Below are 21,709 nucleotides of genomic sequence, written 5' to 3' on the forward strand. Positions count from 1 at the left end.
CGAACCGGCCCTGACCCGCCCATGATCGCGATTATGCACCCGCATGACCCGGCCGAACGTCCGCGCGTCAGCGGGGCCTGGTCTTCAGGAGGGCGCGGGCGTCCGCGGCGGACATGGGCGGACGCTGGGCCAGGCGGGCGGCCTGGGCGGCGCGTTCCACCAGCTGGACGTTCGCCGTCACCGGCTGCCCCTTCGCCAGGGTGACGGTGTCCTCCATGCCGACGCGCAGGTGGCCGCCGGCCGAAAGGGCGGCGAAGAGGACGGGCAGCGACGTCCTGCCGATGCCGGTGGCCGACCAGGTCGCGCCGGGCGGGAGGGCCTCCACGGCGGCGACCAGGGTGCGGGCGTCGCCGGGCATGCCGCCGGGCACGCCCATCACCAGGTCGCAGTGGACGTGGCCGCCGTAGGGGAGGCCGTGCTTGTCCAGGAGCCTGTGCAGCGCCGCGATGTGGCCGAGGTCGAACAGCTCGAACTCCGGGACGACCTCGCGTTCCTGGGTGCGCTGGTACAGCTCCACCATGAACGGCCAGGGGTTCATGAAGACGTCGTCGCCGAAGTTGACCGTCCCGCAGGTGAGCGAGCACATGTCGGGCTCGGCGTCCAGGACGCGGATGCGGTCCTCGTAGGGGTCGGTGACCGCACCCCCCGTGGACAGTTGCACGATCAGTCCCGTGCTCTCCCGCAGCGCCGCCACCGTGTCCCGCAACCGGGACGGGTCGAGCGTGGGCCGCGCGTCGTCGTCGCGGATGTGCACGTGGATCACGGCCGCGCCGGCCGCCTCGCACTCCTTGGCCGTCTGGACCAGTTCATCCAGGGTGACGGGCAGGGCCGGAACGTCCGCCTTGGCGGACTCCGCGCCCGTGGGCGCCACCGTGATGAGCGTCGTTGCTCCCATAGGCGGCAGAATGCATGGTCATGCGTGCTGTAGTCCAGAGGGTGAGCCAGGCCAGCGTGTCCGTGGACGGGCGCGTCGTCGGCGCGATCGAGGGGCCGGGGCTGCTCGTGCTCGTCGGCGTGACGCACGACGACGGCCCGGAACAGGCCCGCAAGCTGGCCGCGAAGCTGTGGGGGCTGCGGATCCTGGAGGACGAGAAGTCGTGCTCGGACGTCAACACGCCGCTGCTGGTGGTGAGCCAATTCACCCTGTACGGGGACGCGCGGAAGGGCCGCCGCCCGTCGTGGACGGCCGCCGCGCCCGGGAACGTCGCCGAGCCTCTCGTGGACGCCGTCGTCCACGAGCTGCGGGGGCTGGGCGCCAAGGTCGAGACGGGCGAGTTCGGCGCCGACATGAAGGTCGCGCTGGTCAACGACGGCCCGATCACGCTGATCCTGGACGTCTAGCGGGCCCGTGCGCGTCTAGCGGAACCCGTACACCATGCCGACCAGGACGACGACCGTGCCGGCGGCCGCGAGGAGGATCAGCAGGCGGTCGGGCGGGGTGAGCCGTCCGCGGACGTCGGAGGACACGACGACCACGCCCGTCTCGGCCTCGTCCCGGTGCGGCTCCTTCTGGAACGGGTTGCGCAGGCCCGCGAGCCGCCACAGCGCGTCGTTGCGGAGCCGCTGGTGGTCGGGGCCGCAGGCGAACAGCCGCCCCCGGGTGCGCTCGGTGCAGGCCGCGCCCTGCTGGCTCAGGACCCGGCACATGGTGGGCACGAGCATGAACTGGTACAGGCACCAGCCCAGGAGCGCGAGCAGCGCGACGCGCCACGAGTGCAGCCACCACGCGGCCCCGGCGAACAGCGCGAACAGGGCCCACCACAGCAGCGCGGACTCCCGGCGGGGCCGGCGCCGGGTCCCCCGCCTGGCCGCCTGAGGCTCCCGCTTCCCAGGGTTCGCGACCATCGGTAGGAATCCACCTTCCCCGGACGGCGGCCGGTGAGAAATCGTCTATGTCCGACGATATTCGCCCGGGGGGCGCGCTGCTACCCGTGTTTCGCGGGGCGGCGGCGCAGCGCGATCTGCGCGTTCGCGCCGGTGTCCGGTGACACGATGACCTCCTGCGCGGCCGCGACTCCGCCGGCCAGCAGTTCCGCGTCCACCGGGACGTTGCGCTTCACCGTCGCCAGCGCGACCGGCCCCAGCTCGTGGTGCCGGGCCGCCGACCCGACGAACCCGATCGTGCGCCCGCCCGGGATCTCGACCGGGTCGCCGTGCGCGGGCAGCCGGTCGACGCTGCCGTCCAGGTGCAGGAACACCAGGCGGCGCGGCGGCCGCCCGAGGTTGTGGACGCGTGCCACCGTCTCCTGCCCCCGGTAGCAGCCCTTGGTCAGGTGGACGGCCGTCTCGACGTAGCCGGCCTCGTGCGGGATCGTCCGCTCGTCGGTGTCGAGCCCGAACCGGGGCCGGTGCTCGGCGATGCGCAGCGCCTCGTACGCCCAGAGGCCCGCCGGTTCGAGCCCCTCCGGGAACTCGCCGCGCGGGACGATCCGCGTCGCCGTCCCCGCGACGTCCGGCCAGGACAGGCCGCCGTCCTGCGGCGGGCCGGTGACGACCATGTACTCGGCGGTCACGTCCGCGACCTCGACGCGCAGCATGAACCGCATCCGGTCGAGGAACTCCGCGAGGGGCGCGGCGGCGCCGGGCTCGACGTGCGCCCAGGTCGTCTCGCCGTCGTCGATGACGAACAGGTGCTGTTCGATGTGGCCCTTGGGGTCGAGCAGCAGCGCCTCGGTCGGCTCGTACGGCTTCAGCCCGTCGAGGTGCTGGCTGAGGAGGCTGTGCAGCCAGCTCAGCCGGTCCGGGCCGGTGACCTTCAGGACGCCCCGGTTGCTCCGGTCGACGAACGCGGCCCCGCGTTCCAGCGCGCGCTGCTCCTTCGACGGGTCGCCGTAGTGCGCGGCGATCTCCTGGTCGGGCGCGTCGGCGGCGACGGCTCCGGGCGTCTTCAGCAGCGGGCTCTCCATGCGTCCAGCCTATGTGGCGCGGCACTCCTTGCACCGCCCGTAGACGGTGAGGTGGTGCACGTCGGTCTCGAACCCGAAGTCGCGCCGCAGGACGTCCGCCAGCCCGGCGGCGGCGCGCGGGTCGACGTCCTCCACCGTGTGGCAGCCCCGGCAGACGAGGTGGATGTGCTCGGCCTCGGCGGCGAGGTGGTAGTTCGGCGGCCCGTGCCCGAGATGGGCGTGCTTGACGAGCCCGAGCTCCTCCAGGAGTTCGAGCGTCCGGTACACGGTGGAGATGTTCACGCCGCGGGCGGTGCGCTGCACCTCGGTGCAGATCTCCTCGGGGGTCCCGTGCTCCAGGTTGGTGACCGCCTCAAGGACCAGCTGGCGCTGAGGGGTGACCCGGTACCCCTTGGCCCGCAGCTCCTCTTGCCACGACTCGACCATGCACCGAGTCTAGAACCCGCCCGGCGGGCGCGGTCCCGGGCCGGATTCAGCCCTCGGAAAATATGTTTGCCTCACCGTGCGCCCTCACATAACGTGCGGGGTACGCGCGAAAGGAGGTGGTCCAAGCAATGGTTGATTGTAGGACTCGCGAGGTGGCTGTCCGCTAGTCGCCGTTCCGCCTCGGACCGCCGCCCCCTGGGCGGTGGAGCCGGTCGCGACGGTGACCGGCGAATACCAGGCAGTTACCCGGTCCCCGGACCGATGGACCCGTCCTGTCCATCACCCCGCCACCCGGCGGGAAGGTCCGGGGATCGTTCATTTCCCGGGGGTCTCGCCCGGCCTCAGGACACCTTCTTCAGCTGCGCCGACAGGTGCGACTGGAGCTGCTGGCCCACGGCCGCCATGTCGTACGCCCAGCCGAGGTCCTCCCCGATCAGCCCGTACAGGCGGTGCCCGGCGGTGACCTCCTTGGCCGACTCCGTGCGCGCCACCACGTCGGTGTGCAGCTCCACGCGGTTGAACGCCACATCGCCGACGTAGATCTCGACGATCCCGGTCGGGTGGGCCAGCGTGACCTCCACCTGGTGGTTCGGACGCGGCCGCCAGTACCCCGTCTCCACCGCCAGCGGACGCCCGAGCGTGCCGTCCGGCTCGATCATCCAGGTGCGGCTCGCGTAGATCAGAAAAGGCTTCCCGATGTGGGTGAAGGACAGCTCCTGGCCGAAGTTGAACGACTCGATCGTGGGATAGCCGCCCACACCGGCGCCCTCCCAGGTGCCGAGCAGGAACTTCAGGGGCTCAAGGTCCGGGTGCAGCTCAGGAACGTCCATGGAAACCGAGCGTAGCGGCGCCCGCCGCCCTCCGCGTCCCGCTCCCGGCGTCGACCGGGCCGTCCACGTCATGGGCCGACCGGGCGGTGCGCCGCGTCCGCGCTACTTCAGCCGGCCGAGCCGGATCACGAGGAGGACGGCGGCGACCGCCATGAGCCCGAGGGCGAGGACGAGGATCCCCGCGTTCACCATGCCACCCACACCGCCGATGCTACGGGCACCGTCCGGAACTAGAGTGCCGATATGGCGAGACCACTCGTGATCAAGGTGACGGCGGGCGCGGACGCCCCCGAGCGCTGCAACCAGGCGTTCACGGTGGCGGCGGCCGCCGCGGCCAGCGGGGTCCCGGTCTCGCTGTGGCTCACCGGGGAGTCGGCGTGGTTCGCGCTGCCGGGGCGGGCCGCCGAGTTCTCACTGCCGCACGCCACCCGCCTGGACGACCTGCTCACCGTCGTCCTCACCAGCGGGCGCGTCACCCTGTGCACCCAGTGCGCGGCCCGCCGCGACATCGGCCCGGACGACGTCCTGCCCGGCATCCGCATCGCGGGCGCCCCCACGTTCGTCGAGGAGATCACCCTCGACGGCGTCCAGGCCCTCGTCTACTGAGCCGCGGGCCCGTACCGCGAGGGCGAGGCCGGCGAGGGTGGCGCCGGTGAGGCCGAGCATGAGGTCGCCGATCGTGTCGCGGTAGATCGTGACGGTCTCCGGGGTGTCGAGGATGAAGACGCCGTACTCGAAGAACTCCCAGAGGATCGCGGCGATGGCGCCGGCCCCCGAGCAGGTCAGCGCCATCGCCCACGGCTTGAGGCCGCCCCAGCGGCGCAGCGCCACGCCCGCCGCGGCGCTCAGCAGCGCCCAGTTCCCGAAGTGGCAGGCGTCGTCGAACCAGCCGACGGTGTCGTAGAGGTCGGCGGCGTTCCCGGCGACGTCCACCAGGAACGGGAGCGTCACGAGCAGGTCCACGTCCCACGGGAAGCGCCCGCCCCGGCCGCGCAGCGCCCAGACGAGGGTGACGAGCATGACGGCGGCGGGGTAGGCGGCCACGCGGACGCCCATCGCCTTGTCCGCGAACCGGTCCCATTCGGGGAAGGCGACGGCGAGCGCGAGCAGGGCGGCCAGGGCCGCCTTCGCGGCGAGGGCGGGCGGGCGCCAGCGGGAGGTGTCCATGTCCGGAAGCTTCGCCTTCCAGCGCGTTCGACCGCATCGGCGCAGCTACTCAGATGCGCCTGAGTGGTTCGTCCGCCTGGGGCGCCGCTTGGGGCGCGGTAGAAGCGACGCAGAACGGATATAGGTCACCGGACACCCGTTCAGGAGGGGCCGGCCGGATGCTCGACGTACCGCTATGGGCCTGGGGCGCGACGATCGGACTGATCGTCGGGTTGTTCGTCCTCGACTTCTTCGTCGCCGTCCGGCGGCCGCACGCGGTGCACATCAAGGAGGCGACCTTCTGGTCGGTGTTCTACATCGGCGTCGCGATCCTGTTCGGCCTCGCCGTGTGGGCGCTCGGCGGGCCGACCGGCGGCACCGAGTACTTCTCCGGCTGGCTCGTCGAGAAGAGCCTGTCGGTCGACAACCTCTTCGTCTTCGTGATCATCATGGGCCGGTTCGCGGTGCCGCCCGAGTACCAGCAGAAGACGCTGCTGTTCGGGATCGCCGCCGCGCTGCTGCTGCGGGCCGTCCTGATCGCGATCGGCGCCGCCGCGATCAGCCTGTTCTCCTTCACCTTCCTGATCTTCGGGCTGATCCTGATCTGGACGGCGGTGCAGCTCGTCCGGCACCGCAACGAGGAGCCGGACGTGGAGGACACGTTCCTCGTCCGCCGCGCCCGCAAGATCCTGCCGGTGAGCGAGAGCTTCCACGGCGGGCGGATGCTCGCCCGCGAGAACGGCCAGCGCGTGATGACGCCGCTGCTGATCGTCTTCGTCGCGATCGGCAGCACCGACGTCCTGTTCGCGCTGGACTCCATCCCCGCCGTGTTCGGCGTCACCAAGGACCCGTTCCTCGTCTTCTCCGCCAACGCGTTCGCGCTGCTCGGCCTGCGCGCCCTCTACTTCCTCATCGAGGGCCTGCTGGAACGGCTGGTGTACCTGTCGATCGGCCTGTCGGTGATCCTGGCGTTCATCGGCGCGAAGCTGATCCTGCAGTTCCTGCACGAGGACGTCAACGCGTCCATCCCCAAGGTGCCGACCACGCTGTCGCTGGGCGTGATCCTCGCGATCCTGCTCTTCACGACGGCCGCCAGCCTCGTGCGCGTCCACGCCCACCCGGAGGAGAAGGCCAAGGCGGGCTCCCTGCGCAAGCGGCGCGAGAAAAAGCCCCGCGACGAGGAGCCCGCCCACCGCTGACCCCCTGCCGGGCGGGCGGGCTCAGCCCATGCTCTTCGCGCCGTCGAGGGACTCGCGGATGATGTCGGCGTGCCCGGCGTGCTGGGCCGTCTCGACGGCGATGTGGGTGAGGACGCGGCGGGCCGACCAGTGCGTCTCGGTGTTCCACGGGGCCTTCGGGAGCGGCTGGACGGCGTCCAGGTCGGGCAGGCTCACCACGAGCTCGTCGGTGCGGCGGGCCGCCTCCTCGTAGGCGTCGAGGACGCCCTGCAGCGTGTCGCCGGGCAGCATCTTGAACTCGTCCGCGCGCCGCTGCCAGTCCTCCTCGGTCATGTCGGTGAAGTCGCCCATGGCGGACGGGCCCTCCACGATGAAGGACGCCCAGTTCCGCTCGACCGAGGTGACGTGCTTGATGAGGCCGCCGAGGCACAGCTCGCTCGCGGTCGTCCGCAGGCCCGCCTGCTCGTCGGTGAGGTCGCGGACGGTGAAGCGCAGGAAGTGGCGGGCGCCGGCCAGCGTCGCCAGCAGGTCGGCGCGCTCGCCGGTGGCCGGGGTCGTGGTCGGGGTCGGGGTCGGGGTCTGCTCGGTCATGGTCATGCCTCCGCCTTCCGTTGGTTCGTTCCGGTGAGTACCACGCTAGGGAGAATTGCGGCCACTTTCTGACCGCAATTGCGGGAGACTGGGAAACATGGCGAACACGAGCTCCCGGACCCTGCGGCTGCTGTCCCTCCTGCAGACCCACCGGTACTGGCCGGGCGCGGAACTCGCCGAGCGGCTCGGCGTCTCCGTCCGGACCCTGCGCCGGGACGTCGACCGGCTGCGCGAGCTGGGCTACCCCGTCGAGGCGTCCCGCGGCGTCGACGGCGGCTACCAGCTCGCCGCCGGGGCCGCCCTGCCCCCGCTGGTGATCGACGACGAGGAGGCCGTCGCGCTGGCCGTGGGGCTGCAGGCGGCGACGCGGGTGGAGGGCATCGCCGAGGCGTCGGTGCGGGTGCTGGCGAAGGTGGCGCAGGTGATGCCGGCGCGGCTGCGCCGCCAGGTGGACGCGCTGCGCCAGGTGACCGTCCCCGCCACCTGGGACGGCTCCGCCGAGGAGGGCATCGACCCGGCCGTCCTCACTGTGATCGCGCTCGCCTGCCGGGACTGCGAGCGCCTCCGCTTCTCCTACACCGCCGCCGACGGGACCGGGACCGACCGGGAGGCCGAGCCGCACCGACTCGTCCGGCTGGGCCGCCGCTGGTACCTGGTCGCCTACGACCTGGGCCGGCACGACTGGCGCAACTTCCGGCTGGACCGCCTGAGCGCCCCCGAGCCGGCCGGCGCCCGGTTCCGGCCCCGCGAGCTGCCCGCCGCGGACGCCGCCGAGTTCGTCCGCAGCGGCCTGAAGGAGATGCCGCGCCCCTACAAGATCGAGGTCCTGGTGGACGCCCCCGCCGCGGCCGTCCGGGAGCTGATCGGCCAGTGGTGCACGGTCGACGAGGTGGACGCGGAGCGGTGCCGCGTCCGCATGACGGGCGACTCCCTGGAGTGGCCCATCCTCGCGCTGGGCAGGGTCGAGGCCGAGATCCACGTCGTGGAGCCGCCCGAGCTGCGCACCCGGCTGCACGCCTGGGGCGCCCGCTTCTCCCGCGCCTGACGGGCCCCACAGGAATCTCCCTCAAATGTGCCCGGACGAGACGCCCAAACGGTTGTCCGCGCAGGTCGAGCGCAGGAGATTGGGAGGGACGCACCGGGCTCCAGCGAGCGCGGACCAGGGACCGGGCCGGCCCGGGCGCGAGGAGGGAGCGGGGCGATGCGCGTCATGCTGCGAGCGGTGATGGACACCGAGCGCTCGAACGAGGCGATCAAGAACGGCAGGCTGCCGGAGGTCGTCCAGTCGCTGTACGACCGGCTCGATCCGGAGGCCGTCTACTTCTGCGCCAGCGAGGGCTCGCGCTCCTGCACCATGGTCTTCGACATGCAGGACAGCTCGACGCTGCCGACGATCGCCGAGCCGCTGTTCCAGGAACTCGGCGCCAAGATCGAGGTCCAGCCGGCGATGAACAGGGAGGAACTGCAGAAGGGCCTGGCCTCCCTCCAGTGATTTCCCGCCCGCATAAGTCGTCCGGACGCCTTTCGGTGACGCCTCCGGGATGGCAGGCTCACAAGGGGAAACTCACCGAGAATCCCCGGGGGAGCTGGGATGCGCGTCGTCATCGTTGGTGCCGGAATCGGCGGGCTTGTCACGGCTTTAAGGCTCCACCATAAAGGGATCGACTGCGTCGTCCACGAGCAGAGCGAGCAGATCCGCGAGCTGGGCGTCGGCGTCAACATGCTGCCGAACGCGGTGAAGCAGCTCGCCGAACTGGGGCTTCTGGAACGGCTGGAAGCCGTGGGGAACCCGCCCGACGAGCTGGTCTACACCCACCGGCTGGGCCAGGAGATCATGCGCCGGAGCTGCGGACGGAGGGCCGGATTCGACTACCCGCAGATCAGCCTGCATCGAGGGCACCTCCAAGGCGAGCTTTACCGGGCCGTCTGCGAGCGGCTCGGCGGCGACGCGGTCCGGACGGGGCATCGGCTGGTCGATTTCGAGCAGGACGAGAACGGCGTCACCGCCCATTTCACGACCCGCGACGGTGAAACGACGGCGCACGGCGATGTGCTGGTGGCCGCGGACGGAATCCACTCGACCGTCCGGGCGATCCTCTTCCCCGACGAGGGCTCGCCGCTCTGGAATGGCGTGATGATGTGGCGCGGGGCCGCCGAATGGCCGGAATTCGGCTCCGGACGCACCATGGTCATCGCGGGCGGCACCGAGGCCAAACTCGTCCTCTATCCCATCGGGCCGGGCCGGCGTCCGGGGACGAAACTCACCAACTGGGCGATCTGCGAGCGCACCGGCCGGCCCGGCGACCCGGCGCCGCAGCGCCAGGACTGGTCCCGCCGCGCCGCCACCTCGGCCCTCGGCGCGCTCGCCGCCCGCTTCCGCGCCCCGCTCCTCGACCACGCCGCCCTCATCGGGTCGGCCCCGGAGTGCTTTGAGTTCCCCATGTGCGACCGCGACCCGCTCCCCCACTGGACGCGCGGGCGCGTGACGCTGCTCGGCGACGCGGCCCACCCGATGTACCCGATGGGCTCCAACGGCGCCGGCCAGGCGATCATGGACGCCACCAGCCTCGCCGGCCACCTGGCCGGCCGCCCCGGCGACCCCGCCGCGGCCCTGCGCGCCTACCAGGACGAACGCCTGCCCGTCACCCGCGAGGTCGTCCTCCGCAACCGCGAGGGCGGCCCGGAGAACGTGATCGACGAGGTCGAGCGCCGCGCCCCCGACGGCTTCGCCCGCCTCGCGGACGTCATCGACCCGGCGGAGCTGGAGGCGATCGTCACCGGCTACGCCCGGCTCTCCGGCGCCACCCGGGACCAGGTGAACCGGACGGGGTGACACCGCGTCCTAACGGCGACGATGCGGTGATCGTGGAGGGGGCGCCGTGCGGGTCCTGGTCGATCGGTTGGCCGGCAGGGCGGAGGCGATCATCGCCGTCTCGCTGCTGCTCGGCGCGGTGTGCGGGATCGCCGGTCACGTCGGGGCCCTCCCCGGCACGGCCGTCGCCGTCCTGGTGGCGGTCCTCCTGCTGGCCGGGGTCGGCCCGGCGTCGGCGGCGATCGCCCTGGAGGGCAGGCGCACCAGGAAGGGCATCGAGGAGATCGTGTCCGCCGAGGTCGTGCGGCTGGGCGCGGCGCTCGACCGCCTCGCCTTCGACCCCGGCGCGGACGGCGTGACCCCGGAGATGGCGCGGCTCCACGAGGAGGCCCTGGACGCCCACCGCGCCGCCGCCGAGGTGCCGGTCGAAGGCCGCGCGGAACGCGTCCAGCATGATCTCGAACGCGGCTACCAGGCGCTCCGCGAGCTTGAGCTCCAGTGGCTGGGCGAACCCGTGACCGACGCCGACGAGCTCGCGGCTCCGTCGTCCGAGGAGGCGTCCATCGCCGACATCGCGGCGAGAGGCGGACCTCGCCCGCCGCTCCACGTGTTCCGCGGCAGGGGCGGCAAGCTCCTCCGCATCCCCGCCGACCTGCCCGCCCAGACGGTCTTCGAGCTGAAGGGCCACGGGCAGGGCACGACCAGATTCGGCATGCGCCGCTGGAAGATCTCGCCGGACCGGCCCCAGAGCACGGTCACCGGCGACGGAGTCGTCCGGGGCTTGTTCCACCACAGGTGGCTGCACGAGTACCGGTACATCCGGATCGCGTCCGACGCGGAATGGACCCTCTCCTTCCTGGACCGCGCGGGAGTGCCCCGGTTCGAGTCACGGGCGCAGGGATCGGGGGACGACGTCGTCCTCTACACCGGCGGTCCGGGCGTGGCCGAGCTGTCCCATTCGGACGAGGACGGCGGCCTGGTGAGCGAACTGGGGAGCGGCTTCAGGCACCTGCGAACCGCCGCCATCGGCCACCGGCCCACGTTCACGCTGGCAGGCCCGACCCTCCTGCGTTTTCAGACCTCCTCCCCTTGGACTCTCGACGTCCGGCCCGCGACCGGCGAAGAGCTGCGAAGCTTCGCCACCGAGATCGAAGGCTCAGGCTGCGAACCGATCCGCTTCACCGGCGGGACGTCGCGGGTCACGGTGCGGCACTCCGGCGACGGCGACTTCGACGTGGTCCTCCTCGGGCCCGACTTCACGCACCGGACGACGCTGATCAGCAAAGACGAGTTCGGAGACCCCACGTCCACGACCTTCGAAACGACCCTCCTCCTGAAGGAGGGAAGCATCCTTCAGGTCATGGCGGAGGAAGGCGACTGGACCATCCAGACCACCCCGGACCAGCCGACCGCCCCCTCGAAGGAATGACTCTGAGCGGGCGTTAGCTTCCAGGTCGTCCCAGGGTGAGTTCAAGGCCGCGAGACCGTCTCCGCGAGGGGCTCGAAATCTGGAGCTGTCGAGCAGAAAGTTTCGGGAACGGATGACTCGACGATGATCGCAATTCTGTTTGCCCTGTCCAGGAATTTGGACTTTCGTCGGGACGGCATCCGCTGACCAGGCGAAAGGCGGGCTGAACGGAACCGGCTTCTTCGAAAGGTTTCCGAAACTGTTGACATGCCGCAGGGGGCGAACGAACACTGGCGCCATCGACGGAGGCCGCCCCCGCCCGCGTCCACGAGTAAGGACCCACCCCCATGAAGAGCGCGCCCATCAGCGACACCACCCGGCTCCCCCGCAGACGCCGCCCCGCGTCCCTCATCCGCACCAGGCCCCTCATCGGCGCCTGCGCCGTGGCGCTGGCGGCGGCCACGGCGCTCCTGCCCGGCACCGCCAGCGCCGACACGACCATCACCACGAACCAGACCGGCACGAACAACGGCTACTACTACTCCTTCTGGACGGACGGCGGCGGGTCCACGTCCATGACCCTCGGCTCCGGCGGCAACTACCGCATGAACTGGAGCAACGTCGGCAACTTCGTCGCCGGCAAGGGATGGAGCAACGGCGGCCGCAGGAGCGTGAGCTACTCGGGCAGCTTCAACCCGTCCGGCAACGCCTACCTGGCCCTCTACGGCTGGACGTCCAACCCGCTCGTCGAGTACTACATCGTCGACAACTGGGGCACCTACCGGCCCACCGGGACGTACAAGGGCACCGTCACCAGCGACGGCGGCACCTACGACATCTACCAGACGACGCGGTACAACGCGCCGTCGGTCGAGGGCACGAAGACCTTCCAGCAGTACTGGAGCGTCCGGCAGTCGAAGCGGACCGGCGGGACCATCACGACCGGCAACCACTTCGACGCCTGGGCGAGCAAGGGCATGTCCCTGGGCAGCTTCAACTACTACATGATCCTCGCGACCGAGGGTTACCAGAGCAGCGGCAGCTCCAACATCACGGTCGGCGGCACCGGCGGCGGAGACGGCGGGGGCGGCGGGGGCGGCACCGGCGGCTGCACCGCGACCCTGTCGGCCGGGCAGCAGTGGAGCGACCGGTACAACCTCAACGTCTCGGTGTCCGGGTCCAGCAACTGGACCGTGACGATGAACGTCCCGTCCCCCGAGAAGATCATCGCGACCTGGAACACCGCCGCGAGCTGGGACTCCAGCGGCCAGGTCATGACGGCGCGGCCGAACGGCAACGGCAACAACTTCGGCGTGACCATCCAGTCCAACGGCACGTGGACGTGGCCGACGGTCTCCTGCAGCGCCTGAACAGAACACCGCTCTTGTGGCGCGGCGACCCGGCCTCCGGTCGCCGCGCCACACCGTCCCCTACCTGAAGGCGGCGACGTTGGCGCGGGCCCACTCGGCGAAGGTGCGGGGCGCCCGGCCGAGGACGCGCTCGACGTCGGGGCTCAGCCGCAGTTCGGCGGGCCTCGGGTCGCCGAGGACCCGCAGCGTCGTCTCGACGACCGGCTCCGGCATGAACGCCGACATCCGCTCGTGCGCCTGCGCCCGGGTCAGCTCCACGAACCGGACCGGCTCGCCGAGGGCCGCGCCGATCGCCGCGGCCTGCTGCCGGGGCGTGACGGCGGCCGGCCCGTTCAGCTCGTAGACCCGGCCCGCGTGCTCGTCCTTGCGCAGGGCGGCGGCCGCGACCGCCGCGATGTCCGCCGGGTCGATCACCGGGATGCCGACGTCGCCGAACGGCGCGGCGACGGTCCGCTCGGCGCGCACCGACTCCGCCCAGCCGCAGGCGTTGGACGCGAAGGCGCCGGGCCGCAGGATCGTCCAGGCGAGGCCCGACCCGCGCACCGCCTCCTCGCGCGCCGCCATGACGCCTCCGTGCGAGGGCGACTCCGGCCGGGTCGCCACGCCCTGCGACGAGAGCAGGACGACGCGCCGCACGCCGGCGTCCCGGGCCGCGTCCAGGACGGCCCCCGAGCCGAGGCCCTGGCCGCCGGCGCCGCCGTCGTGCAGGAACAGGGTCTCGGCACCGTCGAACGCGGGCCGCAGCGTCTCCGGCCGGGACAGGTCGGCGCGCACGTGCGCGGCCCCGTCCGGCAGATCCGCCGGCGTGCCGCGCGACACCGCCGTCACCCGCTCCCCCGCCTCCGCGAGGGCCCGCACCAGCGGCCGTCCGACGTTCCCGGTCGCACCCGTCACCACGATCATGTTCGACTCCCCGTCTCCTCGATGCCGCGTCTCTTGCGCGACGACGGGGACGCTAACAGCCCCTGGATAGTAGGTACCTAGGAGAAAGCGACTACCCCGGAGGAGACGATCGGCGGCGGGCGGCGCGGGTGCGGCGGCGGCCTTCCCGGCATTCGGCCGTCCGGAAGAGGGCCGAATGCCGGGCTGTGACCGGTCACTCGGGTCCACCGTTTACGGGGGGCCGGAAAGTCGCCGGTTGAACCGGTTCGAATGGCCGACCACGTCAATTACCGACCCGAGCGGAATTGGTTGATCATTCAATATGGCGCCGGTCACATCGCCGTTTCGCGCGGGGTCAGGTTCATCTTGATGTCGTCGGCCGCCCACAGCACGAAGCGCTCGATGGGCGTGACCGTCTGACCTGGGGCGAGCTCGAACTGGAACCGCTTCAGCAGGACGGCCAGGACGAGTTCGGCCTCCACCATCGCCAGCGTCGAGCCCTCGCAGCTGCGCGGGCCGAGCCCGAACGGGATGTAGGCGAGCCGCGGACGCCCTGCGGACGCCTCCGGGGTGAACCGCTCCGGGTCGTAGACCTGCGGGTCCGGCCAGTACTCGGGGTTCATGTGGACGGCCCAGAACGGATAGAAGATCGTCGTCCCGGCGGGCACCGTGTACTCGCCGAGGACGACGTCCTCGGTGGCCTCCCGCGCGCCGTAGGGCCCCGGCGGGTAGAGGCGCATCGCCTCCTTGAGGGCCATGTCCAGCTGGGTGAGCGCCTTCAGGTCGGCGTAGTCGGGCGCGGCCCGGTCGCCGAGGACGCCGTCCACCTCGTCGGCGACGCGCTTGGCCACATCGGGGTGCTGCGCCAGCAGGTACAGCGTCCAGGAGATCGCGACGCCGGTGGTGTGGTGGGCGGCGAGCATCGTCATCAGCACCGTGTCGCGGATCCGCGCGGGCGACTCGCCGGACGCCGCCAGCGCCGCGATCAGGTCGCTGCGCTCGGCCTCGCCGGTGCCGCGCTCGCGGTGGGCGGCGAGGACCTCGTCGACGGTCCCGCGCAGGAAGGCCAGCGCCTCCTCGGCCTGCGCGCTCGCCGGGCCCGGCGACCCCATGTACTCGGTGAGGACGGTCTCGAACGCCTCCACCACGCGGCCCGCGGACGCCTCGTCGTCCAGGCCGCTGCCGAGGGCGTAGCGGCAGATCATGCGCAGCGACAGCGCGCTCAGGTCCCGCTGCAGGACGACCGGCCCCGCCGCGGCCGCCCAGCGGTCGGCGAGCTCGGTCGCCAGCGCGGTGAACTGCGCGAAGTGCGCCTCGTGAGACGGCCGCCCGGCCAGCACCGACAGCATCGTCCGCCGCCACGGGCCGTGCTCCTCGGCGGGGATCGTCTGCAGGTTGCCCGCCTCCTGCAGCGGCGCGAGGAACTCGAACAGCTTCTCCGGCCGCTTGTCGATCTTCGCGGTGGCCTCCAGCAGGACGGGGTCGGCGACCGACACCGCCACGTCCGCGCCGGGCAGCGGGAACCGCACCACCGGCCCGTACTCGGCGTGCAGTTCCAACTGGTAGTTGTGCAGCCCGCCGGCCGCCGCGATGGCTGCGGCGCCGTCATTTTCCGCGGCCGGTCCGGGGATCTGCGAGGGGATGCCTCCGTCGCGTCGCATTTGCGCTCTCCCGCCGTCAGGATGGTCGATTCGGTTGTTACGGAGTTGATCACAATGCTTACATGTTCGTGCATAGTTCGCGATATGCCGGGCAGAAAATCGTCCGGCTCCGGCAGAACGGGGGAGAAGACACTGGACACCGTCGATCCGACGACGCCGAACGTCCCGCGGATGTACGACTACCTGCTCGGCGGCAAGGACAACTACGCCGCCGACCGGGAGGCCGTGGAGGAGGTCGTCCGGCACGCGCCGGACACCCCGTTCCTCGCACGGGAGAACCGCGCCTTCCTGCGCCGCGCGGTGCGCTTCCTGGCCGAGTCCGGGATCCGGCAGTTCATCGACATCGGCTCCGGGCTGCCGACGCAGGGCAACGTCCACGAGATCGCGCACCAGGTCGCCCCGGACGCGCGTGTCGTGTACGTCGACATCGAGCCGGTCGTCCTCGCGCACGGGCGGGCGCTGCTGGCCGGCACGCCGGAGGTGACCGTCATCCAGGGCGACGCCCGGCGCCCCGGCGACATCCTGGCCGACCGCGAGCTGAACGACCTCATCGACTTCGACCGGCCGGTCGCGGTGCTGATGCTGGCGGTGCTGCACTTCATCGGCGACGAGGCCGACCCGCCCGGCATCGTGGCGCGGCTCCGCTCCGCCATGGCCCCCGGCAGCTACCTCGCGGTGTCGCACGTGACCGCCGACTTCGACGCCGACAGCCGCGTCCGGGAGGCGGGCGCGGTGTACGAGAAGGCCACCTACCAGATCACCCTGCGCAGCCGCGACCACGTGATGCGGCTGTTCGAGGGGTTCGACCTGGTGGAACCGGGCCTCACCACGCTGTCGCTGTGGCGCCCCGACCCGCGCGCGACCGTCCCGCCCGGCGCCGAGCGCCAGTGGTGCTACGCGGGCGTCGCCCGCAAGGTCGACTAGCCGCGGCCAGGGCCCGCTAGCCGAGGCCGGAGAAGTCCCGCGTGACGACGGTGTTGCGGTCGGCCGGACGGTTCCCCAGGGAGAGCTGTGGCCACTGGCCGGACAGTTCCTGGCGGCTGCGTTCGCTCCAGGCCCGCGCCTCGTCGCCGCGCGTCTTGTAGAAGTTGAGCGCATAACCGCCGGTGTGGACGCGGAGGAGCGTGAAACCGCCCGGGTACTCCTTCACGGCCCCCACCTCCTGCTGGACGACCCGTGGGGCGAGAGGGAACGTCGAGCGCTGGTTGCGGTGCGTGTGCCCGGCATGGTGCAGGAAGACGCCGGGAGTGCGGTTGTAGGCCGTCAGGATGCGCAGGGACTGGCCCGCGTCCAGCGAATGGGCGCCGGTGATGGCGAGCGGGTCGTTCTCGGTGAAGAGCGGGTGGTGTCCGAAGACGAGGGTCGGCCGGTCCGGCTCCTTCGCGAGCTCCGCCTCGAGCCAGGCCCGCTGGTCGGTGGAGAGCCCGCCGGAGTCGCCGCCGTCGCCCGGCTTGTCGTAGGTGTCGAGGCCGATGACGCGCAGGCCGCGCAGGTCGTGCGAGAAGTACGTCCGGCCGGACGGGAAGAAGGCGTCCTTGAAGCAGTCGTTCCCCTGCCACGAACCGGGCGTGCAGGGGCCGTAGGGCTCCCCCGCGTGCGCGCGGTCGTGGTTTCCGCGCGCCACCAGGTAGTCGCCGCCGAGGGTGCCGAACGTGTCGAGGATGCTCTTGGCACTCTGCAGGTCGGCGGGGGCCGCTTCGCTGGAGACGTCCCCGGCGGCCAGGAGGTAGGACGCGCCCCGGCTGCGGGCGTCCTCGATCAGGGCCTTCGCCATGACCTCTGGGTAGGGCGGATGGCCCGGCACCTGCTCGATGCCCTTGATCCACGGGAGCTGTCCGACGAGACCCGCGACCGTCTCGCCCAGGTGCAGGTCGTTGCAGAGGGCGATGGAGAAGAGGTGGCGGCCGGGCGGCGGCTGCGGCGTCGTGAACGCGAACACGTCGCCCTGCGGGCTGCCCGCCGCCGTACCGAAGGCCAGCCAGGTCGGCGCCGCGTCCTGCCCGGCCGAGCGCGCCTTGTAGTAGTACGTGCGTCCCGGTTCGAGACCGGTCAGTTCCACATAGTGGTAGGGCGTGCCTGAAGGGCCGTGGGCGACGGACGTCAGGCGGGACGGGTCCGTCCCGTAGAGCACCTCCGCGTCGGACGGCGCGGGCCGCATGCGCCCCAGGCCGTCGTCCGTTCCGGGGACGCCGGTGTACCAGGTGAGGACGGCCGTCGTCTCGGTGACGGTGACCAGTTCGAGGTTCACCGGCCGGACGGCGCCGCCGTCCGCCCGCGCGGTGCCGGGCAGCAGCGACGCGCCCGCGGCGATGGCGCTCCAGCGGAGCAGGGCCCGGCGGCTCGGGCGGCAGCAGATCATGATCGCTACGGTGGCACCGGTGCCGCCGTCCAACCAGACCCAAAACCGCCCGGAACCGGCCGATCTGCTCTCGGCAGGGTCAGCCGACGACGGCGCGCAGGCGCTCCTCGCGGAGGCGGCCCGCCCAGGAGTCGTCCAGCGGCTGCAGCTCGCGGCCGACCGCCCAGCGCAGCAGCAGGTCGGCGAGGCCCGGGTTGCGGACGAGCGCCGGCCCGTGCATGTAGGTGCCGAGGACGCGCCCGCTGTAGGCGCCCTCGAAGCCGTCGCCGTTGCCGATGCCGTGCACGACCTTCGCGAACGGCTGCGCGTTCGGGCCGAGGTGCGTGACGCCCTGGTGGTTCTCGAAGCCGGTGATGCGCGGGACGTTCAGCTCGGCCGCCACGTCTCCGACGATCTCGCCGACGGCGCGCTGCTCGCCGCGCCCGGAGCGGATGTCGAGCAGGCCGAGGCCGGGCACGGGCTGCCCCTCCTCGCCGCCGAACTCGTGGCCGAGCAGCTGGTAGCCGGCGCAGACGGCGAAGACCACCGCGCCGGACTGGACGGCGCGCGCGAGGCCGCCGTCGCCGCGCAGCCGGTGCGCCGCGAGGATCTGCGGGCGGTCCTCGCCGCCGCCGAGCAGGTAGATGTCGCCGTCGGCGGGGACCGGCTCGTCCGAGCGCAGGCTCACGGTCTCGGTCGGGATGCCGCGCAGCGCCGCGCGCCGCTCCAGGACGATCGTGTTGCCCTGGTCGCCGTAGGTGCTGAGCAGGTCCGGGTAGATCCAGACGATCTTTATGCGGTCAGACGACACGGCCGTACCTCGTTCGGATGCTCTGGAAGGCGGTGTAGTTGGCGATCACGTCGAGGTGCCCGGGCGGGACCGCCATGACCGCCTGGTCGATGTCGTCCACCACGGTGAACGTCACGTCGGCCGCCTCCAGCCGGGCGGCGAGGTCGATGCGGCGCTCGCCGGTGACCCACACGGGGCGGCCGCGCAGGATGCGGTAGTCGACGTCCCACAGCCAGGACGTGTCGCGGCCGTCCGGCCCCTGCGCGTTGATCGACAGGGCGACCGGGCCGGGCGCGGGCTGCAGCACGTCGAACGCCTCCAGCCAGCCCGCCGGGTTCTTCGACAGCAGCAGCCGGATCGACCGGCCCTCGTGCTCGACCGTCGTGTACCGGCCGGCGACGGAGGTGACCTGCGACAGCAGCGGGAGGGCCTGCTCGGGCGGGACGCCGAACTGGGCGACGACCGCGAGCGCGATCAGCGCGTTCGAGCGGTTCGCGCGGCCCGGCAGCGACAGCCCGGCGAGCGAGAACGCCCGGCCGTCGGGCCCGGTGACGGTGTCGCCGCGCAGCGCCCAGTCGGGGCGGGGGCGGCGGAAGTGGCACTGGCGGCAGGCCCAGTCGCTGTCCTCGTCGGTGTCCTGCCGGTCGAGGGGGCCGCCGCACTCGGGGCAGCACCAGGAGTCCTCGCGCCAGTGCTGGCCGGCGGCGACCCACGTCACGCTCTTGGCGGTGGCCGCGCCCCAGGTGACGAGCGGGTCGTCGCAGTTGGCGATGACATGGCTGGTCGGGGACGCCTCCAGCGCGCGGCGCCACTTGCCCGCCAGCAGCCAGATCTCGGCGGCCCGGTCCATCTGGTCGCGGCTCAGGTTCATCAGCGCGACGAGGTTCGCCCCGGTCTCCTTCAGGACCATCGGGACGTACTTCTCGTCGCACTCCAGCACGCCGTAGCGGGCGGACGGCGCGGACGCGAGCGCGGACACGTGGCCCGTCGGCATGTTCGCGCCGAACGCGTTCGTGGCGACCTCCCCGAGCGGCGTCATCGCCGAGGTGATCAGCCGGGTCGTCGTCGTCTTGCCGTTGGTGGCGCTGACGAGGACGAGCTTGCGGTCCTTCGCGAGCCTGGTCAGCAGCTCGGGGTCGAGGCGGAGGCCGACCCGTCCGCCGATCACCGAGCCGTCCCCGCGGCCCGCCATTCGGGACATCTTGGCGGCCGTACGACCGAGCGCGACGGCCAGCTGCGAACGCAGCGGAAGATCGCTCATGGACTCCGTCTTCTCTGGATGCGCCGGAAAACCGTTCCGAGCCTAGCCGCTGGACGCACCGGTCCGGGCGCGTTGGGGGCGTACCGGCGGGTTCGCGGGCGTCCCCCGGCGAGAGCGTGCACAATGTGAGCATCATCACACGCGATGGTGTAAACCAACCGGGGCATTGTTGACCAGACCTGACATGTCGTGATTCGGTGCGACCTCCGACTGCGGTGTGCCAGATTTCCGTCCACGCATCCGAGAACGGCGGCACCCACTACTTTTGTCGGGAGCCCTGCTGGTTTCGCGGGGAGGCGGTGCCCGTCCCGGCCGGCGGGCCAGGACCGCTAGCGTGGCAAAGCGGCGATAATGCGAGGTCTGAGCGATGCAGTGTCCGACGTGCGGCAATGACACGCCCGGGACGCTCGGCAAGTGTTCGCACTGCGCGGCGCCGATCGACGTGTACTCGGTCGGGCCCGCGGTCCCGCTCGCGGCGCCCGTCGCGGACCAGGCCCCCGGGGCCGGCGCCGCCGACGGGCTCGGCGACCGGACGATGATGGTGCCGCCGCCCACGCCGTCCTGGGCCCCGGAGCCGCAACCGCCCGCACTGCCGGACTTCTCCGCCCCGCCGGGCGCGATGCCGCCGTCCCCGACGCCGCAGGCCGGTTCGCCGTACGCCGCGACGCCTCCGGCGGGCTCCCCGCACGCCGGTCTGCACGCCGGGTCGCCGCAGGCCACGGCCCCCGAGCCGCCGCGGGCCGCGGCCCCGCCCGCCGCCGACCCCGCCGACCCCGAGGACACCGCGGCCTGGACGTTCAACCCGGACGAGGACGACTCGGGCTCCTACGGCACCGTCCCGCCGCCGCCCGCCTGGGGCACCGGGGCGCAGTCCGCACAGCCCGCGCTGCCCGCGAACGAGAGGCCGGCGCTGCCCGCCGCCGGGGGCTCCAACCCGTTCGGCCTCGCCGACGCGCCCGAGCCGACCGAGTCGATCGTCCCGGACTCGTGGTTCGCGCAGCCGCGCAAGCCCCAGGAGCCGGACGCGGACGCCACCCAGGTATGGGGCGGGCAGGCCGGCGCCGCGCAGCCGCCCGCCCTCCCGGACCCGGATGCCACGCAACTCGCCCCCGGTCCGATGCAGCCCGCGCCCATGAACCCCGGCTTCCAGGGCGGGTTCGGAGGCGGGGACTTCGACCAGACCCGGATGGACCCCGGCGCTCCCATGGGCGCCCCCATGGGAGCCCCGCCGATGGGCCAGATGGGCGCCATGGGCCAGATGGGCGCGATGGGCCAGCCCGGCATGGGCCAGCCCGGAATGGCGCCCATGGGCGGGATGGCCCCCATGGGCGGGATGGGGCCCGGCGGTCCCGAGTACGGCGGCTACCCGCCCCAGCACCCGGGCGGCTCGAAGGCCGGCGGGACGAGCAAGCCGCTCATCGCCGCCGTCGCCGCGCTCGTCACGGTCGCGGCCGGGGCCGTGGTGTTCGTCGTATGGCCGTCCGGTGACGACTCGTCCGCCAGCACGTCGCCGACCGCGACGCCGTCCAGCCAGCAGGTCGCGCAGAAGAACACGATCCCGCCCGAGACGAAGCAGCAGGCCGCGGTACTGAACGGGATCCTGGACGACAGCGTCGCCACCCGGCGGGTCCTCGCCGGGGCGCTCGGCCGGGCCGGCAAGTGCAAGACGCTGCCGCAGGCGATCCAGGGGTTCCAGCAGGTCGCGCAGCGCCGCCAGGACCAGCTCGGCCGCACCAAGGCCCTCAAGGTCGACAAGCTGGCGAACGGGGAGCGGCTGCGCGGCTCGCTGTCGGAGGCGCTGGACGCCTCCCTCCAGGTCGACCTGGTCCTGCTGAGGTGGGCGCAGGCGAACCAGAGCAAGTGCCGCGGCAAGCCGAAGCCGAGCGCGGCGCAGGTGCCCGGCCGGGCGGCGCAGGAGCGGCGCGCGACCTCGGCGAAGAAGAAGTTCGTCGTCCTGTGGAACCCGGTGGCGAAGAAGACGGGCCAGCCGCAGCGCAGCTGGAGGCGCGTGTAACGATCGGTGACGGCCGGTTACGGCCGGGTCTCGAACGGGGACGAACCGCCCCGGCCCGGTGGTCCCGCGTTATCTTGTGACCGATCGTTTTCACGG

The 21,709-nt window shown here is 72.2% G+C and carries 21 protein-coding genes; 10 read left to right on the forward strand and 11 right to left on the reverse strand.

Annotation, left to right across the window (positions count from 1 at the left end; genetic code table 11):
* Positions 1-67 precede the first annotated feature (67 nt).
* Positions 68-895 carry a 3-keto-5-aminohexanoate cleavage protein gene (locus AB0K34_RS05185; RefSeq protein WP_138640138.1) on the reverse strand — a complete coding sequence of 276 codons (828 nt, stop codon included), beginning with the start codon at positions 893-895 and terminating at the stop codon, positions 68-70.
* A gap of 20 nt (positions 896-915) precedes the next feature.
* Here AB0K34_RS05185 and dtd point away from each other — a divergent pair, with 20 nt between their 5' ends.
* The gene (gene dtd, locus AB0K34_RS05190) at positions 916-1,341 is read left to right on the forward strand and encodes a D-aminoacyl-tRNA deacylase (protein ID WP_301177362.1); all 426 of its coding nucleotides are present in this window, start codon (positions 916-918) and stop codon (positions 1,339-1,341) included.
* Between the two features lie 15 nt (positions 1,342-1,356).
* Here dtd and AB0K34_RS05195 read toward each other — a convergent pair whose 3' ends face one another.
* The 4 genes from AB0K34_RS05195 to AB0K34_RS05210 all read right to left on the reverse strand — a co-directional run bounded on the left by AB0K34_RS05195 (position 1,357) and on the right by AB0K34_RS05210 (position 4,162).
* Complete coding sequence (locus AB0K34_RS05195; protein ID WP_138640136.1) at positions 1,357-1,845, reverse strand: hypothetical protein; 489 nt, start codon at positions 1,843-1,845, stop codon at positions 1,357-1,359.
* Between the two features lie 80 nt (positions 1,846-1,925).
* Positions 1,926-2,906 carry a folate-binding protein gene (locus AB0K34_RS05200; RefSeq protein ID WP_364545759.1) on the reverse strand — a complete coding sequence of 327 codons (981 nt, stop codon included), beginning with the start codon at positions 2,904-2,906 and terminating at the stop codon, positions 1,926-1,928.
* A 9-nt stretch (positions 2,907-2,915) separates the two neighbouring features.
* A complete protein-coding gene (locus AB0K34_RS05205) occupies positions 2,916-3,332 on the reverse strand; it encodes a transcriptional repressor (protein ID WP_138640134.1) in 417 nt (138 codons plus the stop codon).
* A gap of 341 nt (positions 3,333-3,673) precedes the next feature.
* Positions 3,674-4,162: an FABP family protein gene (locus AB0K34_RS05210; RefSeq protein WP_138640133.1), complete on the reverse strand. Its 489-nt coding sequence runs from the start codon at positions 4,160-4,162 to the stop codon at positions 3,674-3,676.
* 243 nt (positions 4,163-4,405) lie between these two features.
* Between AB0K34_RS05210 and AB0K34_RS05215 the strand changes: the two genes are divergently transcribed.
* Together AB0K34_RS05215 and AB0K34_RS05220 are read left to right on the forward strand one after the other, a co-directional pair.
* A complete protein-coding gene (locus tag AB0K34_RS05215) occupies positions 4,406-4,768 on the forward strand; it encodes a DsrE family protein (RefSeq protein WP_138640132.1) in 363 nt (120 codons plus the stop codon).
* A gap of 719 nt (positions 4,769-5,487) precedes the next feature.
* Entirely contained in the window at positions 5,488-6,507 is a 1,020-nt protein-coding gene (locus tag AB0K34_RS05220; protein WP_364545762.1) for a TerC family protein, read from the forward strand.
* Positions 6,508-6,528: 21 nt separating this feature from the next.
* Here the strand turns inward: AB0K34_RS05220 and AB0K34_RS05225 are convergent, their stop codons facing one another.
* Positions 6,529-7,077 (reverse strand): DinB family protein, encoded by a 549-nt coding sequence (locus AB0K34_RS05225; protein WP_364545765.1) that lies wholly within the window; start codon positions 7,075-7,077, stop codon positions 6,529-6,531.
* A 97-nt stretch (positions 7,078-7,174) separates the two neighbouring features.
* Here AB0K34_RS05225 and AB0K34_RS05230 point away from each other — a divergent pair, with 97 nt between their 5' ends.
* From AB0K34_RS05230 to AB0K34_RS05250, 5 genes are all read left to right on the forward strand, one after another.
* Positions 7,175-8,122 (forward strand): YafY family protein, encoded by a 948-nt coding sequence (locus AB0K34_RS05230; RefSeq protein WP_138640129.1) that lies wholly within the window; start codon positions 7,175-7,177, stop codon positions 8,120-8,122.
* Positions 8,123-8,278: 156 nt separating this feature from the next.
* The gene (locus tag AB0K34_RS05235; protein WP_301177365.1) at positions 8,279-8,569 is read left to right on the forward strand and encodes a hypothetical protein; all 291 of its coding nucleotides are present in this window, start codon (positions 8,279-8,281) and stop codon (positions 8,567-8,569) included.
* Between the two features lie 99 nt (positions 8,570-8,668).
* Positions 8,669-9,910 carry a flavin-dependent oxidoreductase gene (locus AB0K34_RS05240; protein WP_364545768.1) on the forward strand — a complete coding sequence of 414 codons (1,242 nt, stop codon included), beginning with the start codon at positions 8,669-8,671 and terminating at the stop codon, positions 9,908-9,910.
* Between the two features lie 46 nt (positions 9,911-9,956).
* Complete coding sequence (locus AB0K34_RS05245; protein WP_364545770.1) at positions 9,957-11,318, forward strand: hypothetical protein; 1,362 nt, start codon at positions 9,957-9,959, stop codon at positions 11,316-11,318.
* 326 nt (positions 11,319-11,644) lie between these two features.
* Positions 11,645-12,667: a glycoside hydrolase family 11 protein gene (locus tag AB0K34_RS05250; protein WP_138640875.1), complete on the forward strand. Its 1,023-nt coding sequence runs from the start codon at positions 11,645-11,647 to the stop codon at positions 12,665-12,667.
* Between the two features lie 60 nt (positions 12,668-12,727).
* Here the strand turns inward: AB0K34_RS05250 and AB0K34_RS05255 are convergent, their stop codons facing one another.
* Positions 12,728-13,570, reverse strand: a complete 843-nt coding sequence (locus AB0K34_RS05255; protein ID WP_364545773.1) for an NAD(P)H-binding protein — start codon at positions 13,568-13,570, stop codon at positions 12,728-12,730.
* Positions 13,571-13,881: 311 nt separating this feature from the next.
* Positions 13,882-15,210, reverse strand: coding sequence for a cytochrome P450 (locus AB0K34_RS05260; protein WP_364545776.1), 1,329 nt, complete (start codon positions 15,208-15,210; stop codon positions 13,882-13,884).
* An 84-nt stretch (positions 15,211-15,294) separates the two neighbouring features.
* Here AB0K34_RS05260 and AB0K34_RS05265 point away from each other — a divergent pair, with 84 nt between their 5' ends.
* Complete coding sequence (locus AB0K34_RS05265) at positions 15,295-16,134, forward strand: SAM-dependent methyltransferase (protein ID WP_138640872.1); 840 nt, start codon at positions 15,295-15,297, stop codon at positions 16,132-16,134.
* A 16-nt stretch (positions 16,135-16,150) separates the two neighbouring features.
* On the opposite strand, the gene AB0K34_RS05270 is transcribed toward AB0K34_RS05265, so the two are convergent.
* The 3 genes from AB0K34_RS05270 to AB0K34_RS05280 all read right to left on the reverse strand — a co-directional run bounded on the left by AB0K34_RS05270 (position 16,151) and on the right by AB0K34_RS05280 (position 19,599).
* Positions 16,151-17,569, reverse strand: coding sequence for a metallophosphoesterase family protein (locus AB0K34_RS05270; RefSeq protein WP_301177369.1), 1,419 nt, complete (start codon positions 17,567-17,569; stop codon positions 16,151-16,153).
* Positions 17,570-17,648: 79 nt separating this feature from the next.
* Entirely contained in the window at positions 17,649-18,359 is a 711-nt protein-coding gene (locus AB0K34_RS05275) for a glutamine amidotransferase (RefSeq protein WP_138640870.1), read from the reverse strand.
* Positions 18,349-19,599: a MurT ligase domain-containing protein gene (locus AB0K34_RS05280; RefSeq protein WP_138640869.1), complete on the reverse strand. Its 1,251-nt coding sequence runs from the start codon at positions 19,597-19,599 to the stop codon at positions 18,349-18,351. Before AB0K34_RS05280 ends, AB0K34_RS05275 begins: the two co-directional genes overlap by 11 nt.
* 367 nt (positions 19,600-19,966) lie before the next feature.
* On the opposite strand from AB0K34_RS05280, the gene AB0K34_RS05285 reads away from it, so the two are divergent.
* On the forward strand, positions 19,967-21,613 hold the full coding sequence (locus AB0K34_RS05285) for a hypothetical protein (RefSeq protein WP_364545780.1): 1,647 nt from the start codon (positions 19,967-19,969) through the stop codon (positions 21,611-21,613).
* The last annotated feature ends 96 nt before the right edge of the window (positions 21,614-21,709 follow it).

Source organism: Actinomadura sp. NPDC049382 (assembly GCF_040677125.1).
GTDB lineage: Bacteria > Actinomycetota > Actinomycetes > Streptosporangiales > Streptosporangiaceae > Spirillospora > Spirillospora geliboluensis.